Source organism: Psychrobacter sp. CX14 (genome assembly GCF_057396205.2).
Genome location: NZ_CM183187.1, coordinates 1,662,425 through 1,676,425, shown reverse-complemented (window position 1 = coordinate 1,676,425; position 14,001 = coordinate 1,662,425). Strand labels below are relative to the sequence as shown.

At 42.0% G+C, this 14,001-nt stretch carries 9 protein-coding genes; 4 read left to right on the top strand and 5 right to left on the bottom strand.

Annotated features, from left to right (window positions below):
- Positions 1 to 24 precede the first annotated feature (24 nt).
- Positions 25 to 699, bottom strand: a complete 675-nt coding sequence (gene rsmG, locus AC2SLO_RS06910) for a 16S rRNA (guanine(527)-N(7))-methyltransferase RsmG (RefSeq protein WP_486541305.1) — start codon at positions 697 to 699, stop codon at positions 25 to 27.
- Between the two features lie 178 nt (positions 700 to 877).
- Between rsmG and AC2SLO_RS06905 the strand changes: the two genes are divergently transcribed.
- From AC2SLO_RS06905 to AC2SLO_RS06895, 3 genes are all read left to right on the top strand, one after another.
- Positions 878 to 3,124: a Lon protease family protein gene (locus tag AC2SLO_RS06905; protein WP_486541307.1), complete on the top strand. Its 2,247-nt coding sequence runs from the start codon at positions 878 to 880 to the stop codon at positions 3,122 to 3,124.
- Between the two features lie 232 nt (positions 3,125 to 3,356).
- The gene (locus tag AC2SLO_RS06900; RefSeq protein ID WP_486541309.1) at positions 3,357 to 4,421 is read left to right on the top strand and encodes a helix-turn-helix transcriptional regulator; all 1,065 of its coding nucleotides are present in this window, start codon (positions 3,357 to 3,359) and stop codon (positions 4,419 to 4,421) included.
- A gap of 333 nt (positions 4,422 to 4,754) precedes the next feature.
- Entirely contained in the window at positions 4,755 to 5,444 is a 690-nt protein-coding gene (locus AC2SLO_RS06895; RefSeq protein ID WP_486541311.1) for a TerD family protein, read from the top strand.
- Positions 5,445 to 5,767: 323 nt separating this feature from the next.
- Here AC2SLO_RS06895 and AC2SLO_RS06890 read toward each other — a convergent pair whose 3' ends face one another.
- From AC2SLO_RS06890 to aceE, 3 genes are all read right to left on the bottom strand, one after another.
- Positions 5,768 to 6,763 carry an ion transporter gene (locus tag AC2SLO_RS06890; protein ID WP_486541313.1) on the bottom strand — a complete coding sequence of 332 codons (996 nt, stop codon included), beginning with the start codon at positions 6,761 to 6,763 and terminating at the stop codon, positions 5,768 to 5,770.
- Between the two features lie 176 nt (positions 6,764 to 6,939).
- Positions 6,940 to 8,682: a 2-oxo acid dehydrogenase subunit E2 gene (locus tag AC2SLO_RS06885; protein ID WP_486541315.1), complete on the bottom strand. Its 1,743-nt coding sequence runs from the start codon at positions 8,680 to 8,682 to the stop codon at positions 6,940 to 6,942.
- Positions 8,683 to 8,834: 152 nt separating this feature from the next.
- Positions 8,835 to 11,660, bottom strand: coding sequence for a pyruvate dehydrogenase (acetyl-transferring), homodimeric type (gene aceE, locus AC2SLO_RS06880; protein WP_486541317.1), 2,826 nt, complete (start codon positions 11,658 to 11,660; stop codon positions 8,835 to 8,837).
- A gap of 578 nt (positions 11,661 to 12,238) precedes the next feature.
- Here aceE and AC2SLO_RS06875 point away from each other — a divergent pair.
- Positions 12,239 to 12,748 (top strand): hypothetical protein, encoded by a 510-nt coding sequence (locus AC2SLO_RS06875; RefSeq protein ID WP_486541319.1) that lies wholly within the window; start codon positions 12,239 to 12,241, stop codon positions 12,746 to 12,748.
- A gap of 124 nt (positions 12,749 to 12,872) precedes the next feature.
- Here the strand turns inward: AC2SLO_RS06875 and zapE are convergent, their stop codons facing one another.
- Complete coding sequence (zapE, locus tag AC2SLO_RS06870) at positions 12,873 to 13,982, bottom strand: cell division protein ZapE (protein ID WP_486541321.1); 1,110 nt, start codon at positions 13,980 to 13,982, stop codon at positions 12,873 to 12,875.
- Positions 13,983 to 14,001 lie beyond the last annotated feature (19 nt).

Genomic DNA, 14,001 nt, shown 5'->3' with positions numbered 1-14,001 from the left:
TGGTTTAAAAGTTAATGAATTAAGTTAGATTTTTCTATTGAGCTCAGTTAAATGTCTGGTCTCATTTAGATAAGGGACACTCAGCGGTATATTGGTGATATCCCAATCTTGTTTTAGGCCTTCAGTATCTGCATCATCAGGAACCAGACCCTTCATCGCTTGTAACCAGCCATTGACTGCCATTCTAGGTGCAGAAGCTGCCACAAAATCACTCAAGCTGGCAAAAGCGCGTGAGGTAACTACATCGAATTTCTCAGACTCTTCTGGATTAAAGTTTTCAATACGACTGGCAACCGGTGTGACATTGGTTAATCCAAGCTCACTAACAGACTGTTTGATAAAGCGGATTTTCTTTTGATTGCTGTCTAATACCGTAATGTCACGCTCTGGCTGACATATTGCGACGACCACACCAGGCAGACCTGCCCCAGTCCCAATATCAAGCAATCGACCTGACTTAAGATACGGTAAAATTGCTAAGCAATCGATAATATGCTTTGTTAACGCCTCTTCAGGCTGTTTAATCGCGGTTAGGTTATAAGCCTTATTCCAAAACAGTAGCTTATCTAAATACAGCAGCAGACTACGGCGCTGCTCTTCACTCACCTCAATCTTTAATTGAGTAATGGCATAAAGCAAGCGCTTATCAAGGGTATCTAGTTGATTGTTTATGACATTAAATTTAGCGTTATTCATCATCTTATCAGCACTCTACTGTATTACAATATACTCGAACCGTATCTTTTAACAAGCCAAGCAGCATAGCGAGTCATTATAACACGTTCACGATTTTTTTAGATGGTATCGCGACTTTATCATGCGATATACTCAATAATAATTTTCACACTTTGCTTTGCTTTTCAACATTGAGTTAACTATGTCTAACCCTTCCAAAAACCATTATAAACCGTCTATTAAACATAAAAATACCGTAACCCAAATCAAGCAGCGCTGTAAAGTTGGCGTCTCTAAATTAAAAAAATACACAGACAGCACTACCCTGCCCGCCTCAACCAAACTGGCCCCAAAAGCCAAATTAGATTTCGGCCAAAACCGTGCGGTACATGCTATAAAAACAGCCTTCGATATTCCTGCTACCGGCTATCATGTGTTTGCGGTTGGAGAAAATGGACTGGGTAAGAGCACTTTTATTACCCGTTATTTACAGCAGCAAGGACATAAACAATCAGCGCTTTGTGATTGGGTGTACGCACATAATTTTTACAATCCCTTACACCCCTTAGCGATATCCCTACCTCCTAAGGCTGCACCAGAGTTACAGCACCAATTATTGATGATATGGCAAACGCTCACGCGGGTTTTAAATACGAGCGTCTTAAATAATAGCGAAGCATCTTATGAGCAAACCGCCAAGCAAACGCTGGCCCCTTTATATCAAAAACTAACTAAAACCTACGCAGATAATCCCAAACTCCTTAATTACCTAAAAGCAATGCAAGAGGATATGATTGCCAATGCTGCGCTCATTGCAGAGGGAGATGATAAGCGATTTTCGGTGGACAATCAGCGCCTATTACCTGACCGCTATTGCTTAAATATCATGGTCAGTCAAGCCAACACAACAACGCAGGTGCGACTACGCCATACTCGTGATGCTGCGCCTATTATTTTTGAGCCGTATCCTAAGCTCACTAATCTGATAGGCTGTATTGGGCAGACTCTACAATCTGGTAGTACCCTGTCTAACCATATGATGATTGAAGCAGGTGCGTTACATCAGGCCAATGGTGGCTATCTATTAATAGAGGCCAGTCATTTAGCTGAGCATCTTGACGCATGGCAAGCGCTGAAACGCACTCTGCAATCTCGCAGGCTTACCCTATCTAATTATCGCCAAACTGACGCTTTAGGCGGTATTGGTTTGCAACCTGAACCCATTCCTTTAAATCTAAAGGTAATTTTATTGGGCGATCCGGATTTATATGATCAATTTGCCGAACGTGATTTGGAGTTTAACGCGACCTTTAAGATACGGGCTGATTTTCATGATGAGGTCAGCCGCACTCATGCTCATGAAGTCGCGATGAGCTCAAGAATGGTAGATATCATTGCTAAATATGACTTAAATCATTTCGACAATACTGCTCAAGCGGTTGTTATGGAGTATTTAAGCTTACAATGTGAAGATCAGAACAAGCTTAGCCTGCATACCGATCGCCTTATACAATTAATGCTAGAGGCAAATCGCCATGCCAATACGGAAAAATTAAATTTGGTTAGTGCAGAGCATATCAAGCAAGCACTTACCGATATTACTTACCGCGCGGGCTACTTAAAAGAGCTGTATTTGCAAGAGATTACCGATGGGCAGCAGCTTATCAGTACCAGCGGCAAAGCAGTCGGTCAGATTAACGCCTTAACCATAGTTGATTATGCGGATAGTGAGTTTGGCATACCTGCCCTATTAACCGCTGTGGTTCAGCACAGTGTTGGCTCAGGTGATATATTAGATATTGAGCGTGATGTTGAGCTTGGCGGTAGTTTACACGCCAAAGGTATGCTCATTATGAACAGTTATCTGCGCGCTTTATTTAGCCCCTATCATCCACTCAATTTCACCGCATCACTGGCATTTGAGCAAAGTTACGCGCATATTGATGGCGATAGTGCGACTCTTGCCGAAGCCTGTGCGCTGTTGTCTGCTCTTGCCGGCGCGCCTATCGCTCAGTCTTTAGCGATTACCGGCTCCATGAATCAGTTGGGCCGCGTGCAAGCAGTTGGTGGCATTAATGCTAAGATTGCTGGCTTCTTTGACGCTTGCTCACACCAAGGTCTGTCCGGTCATCAAGGGGTGATTTTACCGCATGCCAATATTTCTCAGTTAATGCTTCGAGATGATATTATTGAAGCCGTTAAATCCAAGAAGTTTCATATCTATGGCGTTAAGACCTTAAGTGAAGCGTTAACTATTTTGGCAGATATTGCGGTTGATACCACCACCAAAAAAGGGCACTACCGCAAATCAAGTTTGTTTGGCAAAATTATTAAAAATCTTAAGAAGTGGGAAGAGCAATTAAATCCGCCAGAAGGTGATACGAATGACACATCCGATACGTCTACCAATGAGACACAGCGCTTAAAATCGAATACAGATAAAAAATAATCACTCATGCCTTTGATATTTGTTTGATGACTTTGTGTCTATAGTTGAGTGATAAGCGATAAAATATGCTATTTTTAGCTTTATTATAATATATTTAGTATTATTTCTAATCAGTCGCGTGGTCACTATTCTAGGTCGCCACGTATCATCGCCCTCACTTTAAGCTGGTATTGATAAGCAATATAGACGTAGAGTTGGGCTGTTATAAATTACATAATAAATGATGACTAATATGACGATGAGCAAGGACAATACCTCACAGACTGCTGCCATGCCGAAGCCGCCTACCAATAGTACGGCCACCACCGCCAGACAGTGGGAACTGCTAAACCTGTTAGAACGTGGTAGTTGGCGCGGTACCCATCATTTACATGAGCAGCTGCGTCTGGCCAATTTCGATGTCAGCTTACGTACTGTACAGCGAGATTTGAATGCACTGTCCAAACGCTTTCCTATCGAAAAAAACAATGCCAATCCCCAAGGTTGGCGCTGGAAAGAAGATGCCCCAGTACAAAGCTTGCCGCATATGAATCTATCTCAAGCGGTAGCCTTTAACATGGTCGAGGCTAATTTAGCCCAGCTATTGCCGCCAGCTATTTTAGATGAATTATTCCCGTGGTTTGATTTGGCACGTCGTCAGTTAAAAGACAGCAAAATCACTCACAACTGGCTTGATCGCGTACGTATTGAACCGGCAACGCAGCCGCTTATTGCGCCTAAAATTTGTCGCGACTGTAAGGACGCCATTTATCAAGCGATTTTCCACGAATGTCAGATTAGCGCGCGCTATACCCGCCGCAATAAAGACGAGCCTGGCGAATATCAGCTTAACCCTATAGCCATTGTGCAGCGCGGTGTGGTGATTTATCTGCTGGCAACTAAAGTTGGCGATGCTGAGCAAATTATTCGCACCTTTGCCCTACACCGTTTTACGGAAGTAACCGTAGAGGAAACCAAAGCGGTAATTCCGGCAGGCTTTAATTTAGAAGCCTATCTAGATTCTGGCGGTATGGGGTTCGCGCATTATCTATTCAAAGACTTACCTAATCATGGCAAAAACACCAAGATAAAACTGGTATTCAATGGTAAAGCCGGTACCAGCTTGACGGAAAGCCAGTTAAGCGATGATCAAGTGGTCACTGAAGACACTGAGAATAATACCCAGACCATTATCGCCACTGTTAATCTAACCTCGCAATTGGTATGGTGGCTGCGCGGCTTTGGCAAAAAGCTGACCATTATTGAGCCAGAAATACTGTCTCATGCAGTGAAACAAGACGAGCATTTTGATCAATAAGCTGATATTCAAATGCACATCCGATTATTTAAAGTTGAACTGATTAGGGTAATTACCTAAATATAGCACTGCCCTAGTCGGCCGACCGATATTAAAATGTTATAATCTTTGTCACTATCTTAGAACCTGTATTCACAAGCTATAATTGGCTCTTTTTGCCTAAAACAAGCCACTACTTTGTTAAAATTCGGCTCGAATAGAATGACTATTCAACCCAATTTTGCCTCGTATTGTCTCATTTTATTCTAAAAATACCATAACTGTAGCTTATGAATACAGGTTCTTATAAAAACAATCATCATCTTTATCCTTATGATTAATTAGGAGTTCTACTTGGCCGCTTCAAACCATACTGCCGCAGACACAACAGCTAACCAACCTATTGACAGTAGCCCTTTATCAACTGACGCTGCGCCTTTATCAAATTTACTCAGTGAACTCTCTATTCGAGGGAATAGCTTACTATTTGGTCTGAACTTCAAATATACCGAAGTTACCAAAAAAGGGTTTATTAATCGCCTAAAGAAAAATAAAGAAACCATGGATATTGATTTATCTTGTGTGATATTCGATGATAAATTACAAGTGGTCGATACGGTATGGTTTAAACAATTACGCGACGAATCTTCCGCAGTACGCCATCAAGGCGATAGCTTAGACGGTAAGGATCGCGGCGCAACTGCTGAGCTTGACCGCAATGTCGATGTTGAAACCATCGAGATTAGATTACCTCGCTTAGCTCAAAATGCCGAGCACATTGCTCTATTAGTATCTAGCTATAAAGGGCATCCGCTTAATAAGCTTGAGCGTGGCAATATCTATATTAGCGATGATGAAGGCAATGAAATTTACGCCTCAGATTTGACCTTATTAGGTACTGATAGCAGCGCATTATGTGTGGCGGTACTAAGCCGAGAGTTGGGCGAATGGCGCTTTACGGTCAAAGATTTACCGTTAACCGGCACTGATATGGACGACATGGCAAAGCAAGTTAGCAAAGACTTGGCTCGCATATACGCTTAGGGTCTACTTTTAGTCGTTTGACTTAGATATCGAAGCACTGAGATATTGAAGTATTAAAATCAAACAAACCGGCCGAGAAACACTAGGGCGTATCTTCATTTTGAAAATGGTGATAAAAATAAGATAAATCGCAGTCAGACAAAGAAAGTAATGCCGTAAATATCGAGATATTTACCCGTTAGTTGAGGCAGTATGACAAGATTTAGCTATTTTTAGCCCATTTAAATGTAATCGTACGAATTGAGGACACGCCCTATAACAATAGTATTTCTCGGCCGGTTAATGTTTAAACTGATTAACTTATCACTTGATAGATTTCTAGCTTATAAATGCTCACCACAGTGTGGGCAATAGTTTTTCTTATCAAGCTCCGCTAAGCGGTCTTCATACTCTTTCTCACGTAACAGCTGCGTAATCACTTCATCTGCTTGGTCTTTGTTGAGTCCAAGCTCACGTCTGATTTGATCAATTTTGTATTTGTCTTTGGTCAAATCCATATGCTCATCTTCAAGCAATAACTCGCGAAAGCGCTGCTCTAACTGCTCTCTACGCTGATCAAGCTCAGACGCCAAACCAGAGGCTAGGATACCGGCCGGTAATGCGGCTAGACCAACACCCAAGATAGTAATCACCGCCCCCAAGAATTTGCCCATAGTGGTCACAGGAATAACATCACCATAACCAACCGTGGTCAATGTTACCACCGCCCACCACATCGACTTCGGAATCGACTCAAACACCTCAGGCTGGGCTTGGTTTTCAACCACATAAATACCACTTGAGGCCGTAACAATCATGATAATTAGAATAAAGACAACCGCTTTAAACGATTCTTTTTCTTTGTGCAGCACGATTAACAAAATTCGCATTGCCGCAAAATAACGGGTTAGTTTGAGCAGTCTAAACAGTCTTAATACCCTTAAGAAGCGTAAATCAAAGGTAACAAAATAGTTCACAAAGGCGGGCAAGATTGAGATGATATCAATGATTGCCCCTGGACTTTTCATCCAATTCCAGCGTCGCCTCCAATGCGGAATACTCGGATCTTTGTCCGCATCACGCTCTACAATTGCCCATAAACGCAGCAAATACTCTATTGTAAAAATCGCAATTGAGAAATTCTCGAACGCAGTAAAAAGTGCTTGGTTAGGAAAGTATATACGGTCTACCGACTCAGCAATCACAGCAGATACATTCAGTAGAATTAGAATAATTAAAAACTTATCAAAAAATCGGCTCAATGGCGTTTGATAAGCTTCATTTTCAATAATGTCATAAATTCTGTTTCGGAACTGTTGGTACATCTGATTTTTAATCATATTACGCTAACTAGGTTGTCCACGAAGCACTATATTATAGAGGACAGATGGCGGTTATACTAATACCTTTACCAAAAAAGCTTGGCTAACCTCATAGATATAAAAAACCTCTGACTGGATTATCCAATCAGAGGTTTTAGATATTTATGATTTTCTAAAAGTTAAAGCATTTACTGTTATAGTAAAATGCGACGTGGATCTGCCAATAACTTCGCAATATAGCGGGTAAATACTGCTGCATCTGCACCGTTAATCACACGGTGGTCATAAGACAAGGATAAAGGCAACATTAGACGTGGTTCAAACGTGCCCTTCTGCTCATCCCAGCGCGGCTGCATGGTAGCCTCTGACACACCTAGAATACCAACTTGTGGCCAGTTAACTAGCGGCGTAAAGTAGGTACCGCCTAAGTTTCCTTGGCTAGAGATGGTAAAGCTTGCGCCTTGTAAATCTTTAGTGCCCAGTTTCTTATCACGCGCTTTAGCAGCAAGTTCGCCGATTTCAATGGCAATCTGCTTGATGCCTTTATCTTGAGCATTTTTGATAACTGGCACAATCAAGCCATCATCGGTCGCCACAGCAATACCCATATTCACTGACTTTCTAATGTGAATTTGAGTATTATCATCGCTTAAATGACTGTTAAATTTAGGATATTGCAGTAGCGCATAAGCAGTCGCTTTAACAATAAAGGCCAAGATAGTTAAACCAACACCTTCAGCTTTAAATTCAGGCTTAAGCTCTTTACGCAGCGCCTCAGTATCCGTAATATCTGACAAGTCAAACTGAGTAACCTGTGGTAAATACGTATTATAGTTAAGCTGCGGTATTGACACTTTTTGTAGACGACTTAAGTCTTGCGTCTCAATCTCGCCCCAAATCTCTGTGTTACTCATATCCGGTAGTGACGGTAGACCAGAACCCGTACTTACGGCAGCAGAGGTAGCTGTTGTCTCTTTTTTCATGTGCGATTTAACGTAATCAAACACATCTTCTTTTAAGATACGCTCATTAATCGCACTACCCTCAACTTGAGTAATATCAACGCCTAGCTGACGTGCCAACTTACGTACTGCAGGACCGGCATAAACATCGGCTAACTTACCATTAACTTCTGCTTCGCTTAACTTGGCTTGAGATTTTGAGCTACCTTTTGAACCAGCACTGGCTTTCGGAGCAAGCTTAGCCGCTTGAACGTCTGATTTAGCACTGCTTTCTGGTTTTTTAGTACCGTTACTTGATTTTGACTCTTTTTGCGCAGGTTTCTGCTCTAATTTCTTATTATCACCTTTTGAGTCGTTGCCTTTTATAACAATATAATCTTGACCATTGGCCACAGTATCGCCCGCTGAGATTAAAATTTCTTCAACAGTACCGGCGACTGGTGATGGTACTTCTACCGATGCTTTATCAGACTCAACCAATAACAGCGACTGCTCAGCCTCTATGCTATCACCTACGCTGACCATGATTTCGGCAATTTCTGCTTCATCCACACCTAAATCTGGTAAGGCATAAGTGACTGTCTCGCCAGAACCGGATGGCGCATCGTCCGTATCATCCTCTTGCTCGTCATCACTTGAGGTCGCCTCTGACTTGCTATCTGATTCAGCTTGCGCCTCATCATTGTCATAAGCTGCATCAGATTCACCAGCATCAGCGTTTATATCATCGCTACTCTGCTCTGAACCGCTATCGGCACCAAGCTCAATTAGAACTACACCTTCACTAACTGAATCACCAACTGAAACGTTGATAGCAGTCACTGTACCACTGGCTGAACTTGGTACTTCAACCGCTGCTTTGTCAGATTCTAATAGTACAATATTATCGTTTTCATCAATGGTATCACCCACTGAGACGAGAATTTCACTCACCTCAGCACTTTCTACTCCCAAATCGGGCACTTTAATTTCCATTTTTTTCTCCAGCTTTTATGAGTATCTGTTTTATTTATAGATATTTTTATTTATAGACAATAGATAGCCTCTGTTGTTAACGGATACTTATGCAAGCTTAATAGATTTGATTTAACTATAAGCTTACATAAGCCCGAATAACTTAATGTCGATTATTCTTCAATATCGTCATCGTTCAACAGCGATGCATCTGCTTTGTCTTCTGCACGACCTTCAGTATCAATCTCATCATCCTCTTCTTCCACATACTCTGGAACTGGATTTGGGTTGATCTCTGTTGGTGCTGGAGCATCTGGGAAATGGTCAAAGTGTGGCTGCTGCTGCCATGCCGGTGGCTGATCAACATCAATACCTAAGCTGGTAATCGCATCTTTCACTAACCGCATATCCACTTCGCCTTCATCGGCTAAGCGTTTAAGCGTAGCAACAACGATATGTTCAGCATTTACATGAAAGAAGTTACGTAGCTGCTCACGGCTATCAGAACGACCAAAACCATCAGTACCTAACGTGGTGTAAGGACGGCTATCTGGTAACCAGCCTCTGATTTGTTCTGCATAATTGCGCATATAATCTGTTGCAGCAACCACGACACCTTCATGTTTGGCTAATTGTTCAGTTACCCAAGGCACTTTTTCTTCTTCCATTGGGTGCAAGCGGTTGTAGTCATCACACGCCATACCGTCACGGGTTAATTCGTTAAAGCTGGTCACACTCCAAACGTTCGCACTGACATTAAACTCTTCTTGTAAGATACGTGCTGCTCTTTGAACTTCACGTAAAATCACCCCTGAGGCTAATAACTGTACATGGGCGCTGCCTTGAGCATTGCTGTTGTCTTCTAACAGATACATACCACGCTTAATACCCTCTTCTACGCCCTCTGGCATCGCAGGTTGCTCGTAGTTTTCGTTCATCAAGGTAATGTAGTAATAAATACGCTCACCCTCTGCGTACATGCGGCGTAATCCATCATGAATAATCACTGCTAACTCATAGCCAAAGCATGGGTCATAAGACACACAGTTAGGCACCGTACTAAATAGGATATGTGAATGACCATCTTGGTGCTGTAGACCCTCACCATTTAAAGTCGTGCGACCGGCTGTACCGCCTAGTAAGAAGCCTTGAGCCTGACAATCACCTGCCGCCCATGCTAGATCGCCTACGCGTTGGAAACCGAACATTGAGTAGTAAATATAAAGCGGAATCATTGGTAAAGCGTTAACTGAATAACTGGTCGCAAGCGCAATCCACGCACTCATCGCACCGGCCTCGTTAATGCCCTCTTCTAACATATGGCCGTCTTTGGCTTCTTTATAACCCATCAAGGCATCGCTGTCCTCTGGGGTATAGGTTTGACCGGCAGAAGAATAAATACCGAACTGACGGAACATACCTTCTAGACCAAAGGTACGCGCCTCATCAGGTACAATAGGTACCACACGGTCTTGGATATCTTTATTTTTTAACATCGCAGCAAGCAGACGACCAAATACCATTGTCGTTGATTGCTCTTTACCGTTACTACCTTTTAAGATTCTATCGAAGATAGATAAATCAGGAATATTTAGTGGAATATGACCACTACGGCGGTTAGGCAAATGACCACCTAATGACTCACGGCGACCACGCAGATATTTCATTTCTGCAGAATCTTCATGAGGACGATAAAAAGGTAGCGTCTCTAACTCTTCATCAGTGAAAGGTAGATCAAAACGGTCACGAAAATAAACCAGACCTTCTTTATCAATCTTCTTGATTTGGTGCGCTTTGTTTAACGCTTGCGCTTGAGCAGATAATCCATAGCCTTTAACGGTTTTCACAAGTACAACCGTTGGTTGACCTTTGGTTTTCATGGCTTCACTAAAGGCGGTGTAAACCTTAATTGGGTCATGACCACCACGGTTTAGACGCACAATATCGTCATCTGTTAACTGTTCAGCCATCTCTTCAAGCTCTGGGTATTTACCAAAGAACTCTTTACGTACGAAAGCACCATCACGGGCTTCATACAGCTGATATTCACCATCAACCGTCTCTTCCATACGTTTTTTAAGTACACCGGTGTAGTCTTTATCAAGCAAGCTATCCCATCGGCCGCCCCAAATGACTTTAATCACACGCCAGCCAGCACCGCGGAATACAGATTCAAGCTCTTGAATAATTTTACCGTTACCACGAACCGGGCCATCTAAGCGCTGTAAATTACAGTTCACCACCCAGATTAGGTTGTCTAATTTTTCACGGCCAGCTAATGATATAGCACCCAAGCTTTCTGGCTCATCGGTTTCACCATCGCCTAAGAATGACCAAATTTTACGGCCTTCATCTTTAAGCAGACCACGGTTAATCAGATATTTATCAACGTGGGCATGGTAGATAGACATGATGGGCCCAAGACCCATAGACACGGTTGGGAATTGCCAATAATCTGGCATTAAGTAAGGATGCGGGTAACTGGATAAACCTTTGCCGCCTACTTCACGGCGGAAGTTAACCAACTGCTCTTCGGTCAAACGGCCCTCTAAGAAAGAACGGGCATAGATACCCGGTGCTGAGTGACCTTGATAATAGATCATATCGCCACCGAAATGATCGCTAGCAGCACGGAAGAAGTGGTTAAAACCTGTTTCATATAGGGTGGCACTTGAGGCAAATGTTGCTAGGTGACCCCCTAAGTCATCATCATTTTGATTAGCACGCATCACCATTGCTAGCGCGTTATAGCGAATCAAAGCACGAATCTTACGTTCGATACCTAGATCGCCTGGATAAGTCGGCTCATCTTCTACCGGAATCGTATTGACGTAAGCAGTATCTAGACGGTTGAATGGCAGACCTTCTTGAACTGCCATGTTATAAAGTGCTTTTAGTAAGAACTGAGCACGGTCTTTATCGGCATGTTTGATGACTGATTCAAAGGCATCAAGCCATTCCTGAGTTTCAGTGCCATCCACGTCATTGTAGTAATTCATACTTATTATCCCTGAGTTTTAATTGTAGAGTGTGCCCATCTCATTATTTATGACACCTCTTTAGCATTCTAAATCATACAAAGTGCTAATTTGAGTTAACGCATGTAACGACCTCAGTATAACGTCAAAGTATAGCCTTTATCTATTGCCTCAATTAAATGGCAATTGCATAAGTATTTAGTTAATAAATATTGAATATACTAATATCATCATTATTATCACCTTTAGGCTAAAAAATAATGTAGATAAAGCAATCAAGTGCTGTCACTCACAACCTCTATTGACATAAATGACTTGAGCATCTGCAAATATCGTCGGCTTTACACTCAAGACATCTCGCTTTGCTTTAGGGTTTGTAATAAAATTGAATTAAGAAACAGGTATTATGACCATACCTAGCCTAGCAGCCGGCAGCCTAAATAATAAGTATTATTGATGGTTAAGGCACTTATCATGAGCGAGTTGGATTAGTTGATCTATCACCTAATACTCCGTTTTTAGACACCAAAGTTGCCCATATACATTGAAGATATATGCAGCTTTTGAGCGTGTTAACGAGTATTAAAAAGGAGTTTATCTTGACCGCAGTTAATTCAAGGCTAATGAGATTTATTACCGCCCCGAAGAGTAAGTTATTAACCTATACCTTGCTAAGCAGCAGCACTTTTTTCTGCCTTTTTTCTGCCCAACCTGCTAAAGCAGACGACGCTCTAAAAATGAGCTTAACCGCAGGGAAAATCGTGGTTAACAGTGCAGGACAACGGGTTTATATACCGGTTAATACCGCAAAGGTCGGCACCGTTATTCAGTATAGAGCGACCTATAACAACATGCTTGACCGCCCTATTCAAAACACCACCGTTACTCTGCCCATTCCTGCCAATACTGAATTTACCGGTGAAGCTTATCCGCCTAGTGTGCAAGGCTCTGTTGATTATCATAACTATACCGATATCCCATTAATGAGAATTGTGAAGGGTAGAATGGAAAAAGTTCCGTTTTCAGAATATAAATCATTGCGTTGGGATATCAAACTTATTCCCGCTCACAAAGCTATTAATGTGTCATTTAATACCATCGTCAATTAATTTTATTTCTAACAAAATTTATTAATAGACAGCCTAAAGCAATACCAGTAAAAAACAGACAAATAAAAAGGTTGATTTAGCACATGCTAAATCAACCTTTTTATTTGATTAGACTAATATATCTTTATTGAGGCGCTTGCTGAACATCCAAACGATGCTCAAGCTTTAAGTAATCCTCAGACTGCATCTCAAGTAGACGTGACCGAGTACGCTCAATTTCGAACGCCAGCTTTTCACCTTGATACAAGTCTAATATCGTCTGTTCTGCTCGAATCAGCAGCTTCACACGGCGATCATAAAACTCATCAACCATATAAATAAAGCGGCGAGTCGGATCACGCAACACATCACTTAATGCCGGTACATTATCTACCAAGACAGTCGTGAAGTTATTAGCAATCTCAATAAAGTCATTAGCCGAGCGTGGCTCCATACACAATTGACGAAAGTCACAATACAGCACTGTTTTTGTGCGCGCATTGATTTTAATCATACGACCATTAACCTCAATAGGCTCTTCTGAGACTTTCTGATTATTAGACAGTGCGGTAAAGCGGTTAACCAGCCAATGGCTATTTTCTTTAGTCAGCGGCGATTTATACAGCTCAGCTTGTTGTAACAGACGCAGACGGTAATCAATACCCGAATCAATATTCATCACCGTGGTGTGTTTTTCAAGCTCAGCGACTGCCGGCATGAAGCGATCACGGTGTAACCCGTCCTTATAGAGACCTGATGGCTCAATATTGGAAGTCGCCACCAAGGTAATGCCGCGTCTAAATAGCATGGTGAATAAATCACCCAATATCATCGCATCTGAGACGTTAGAGACGAAGAACTCATCAAAGCAGATTAATACCGCTTCTTTATGAATAATATCTGCCACTTTCTCAAGTGGATCGCTACTGCCTTGCAACTGATTGAGCTCTTTGTGTACTCGCTGCATAAAGTGGTGAAAGTGCATACGCATTTTACGCTGTAGTGGTACAGACTCAAAAAACATGTCCATCATCCATGTTTTACCACGTCCTACTCCGCCCCACATATATAACCCTTTTGGCGGTGTCGGCTCAGACTTAAAAAAGCCAAACAGACCTTTTTTCTCTTCAGTATTTTCAAGTAACTGATGATAGACACCATTGAGATACGTCATTGCTTCATGTTGAATAGGATCGTGATTAAACTCTTCAGTTGCAACCGCTGCTTCATATTTTTGTATTGGCGTTTTATTCATGTGGCTTAACCATTCCCTT

Excerpts from the sequence above, each read along its gene's own strand:
- AC2SLO_RS06900 (WP_486541309.1), top strand. The coding sequence starts at position 3,357 with ATGACGATGAGCAAGGACAATACCTCACAGACTGCTGCCATGCCGAAG.
- AC2SLO_RS06905 (WP_486541307.1), top strand. The coding sequence starts at position 878 with ATGTCTAACCCTTCCAAAAACCATTATAAACCGTCTATTAAACATAAA.
- zapE (WP_486541321.1), bottom strand. The coding sequence starts at position 13,982 with ATGAATAAAACGCCAATACAAAAATATGAAGCAGCGGTTGCAACTGAA.
- aceE (WP_486541317.1), bottom strand. The coding sequence starts at position 11,660 with ATGAATTACTACAATGACGTGGATGGCACTGAAACTCAGGAATGGCTT.
- AC2SLO_RS06890 (WP_486541313.1), bottom strand. The coding sequence starts at position 6,763 with ATGATTAAAAATCAGATGTACCAACAGTTCCGAAACAGAATTTATGAC.
- AC2SLO_RS06885 (WP_486541315.1), bottom strand. The coding sequence starts at position 8,682 with ATGGAAATTAAAGTGCCCGATTTGGGAGTAGAAAGTGCTGAGGTGAGT.
- rsmG (WP_486541305.1), bottom strand. The coding sequence starts at position 699 with ATGATGAATAACGCTAAATTTAATGTCATAAACAATCAACTAGATACC.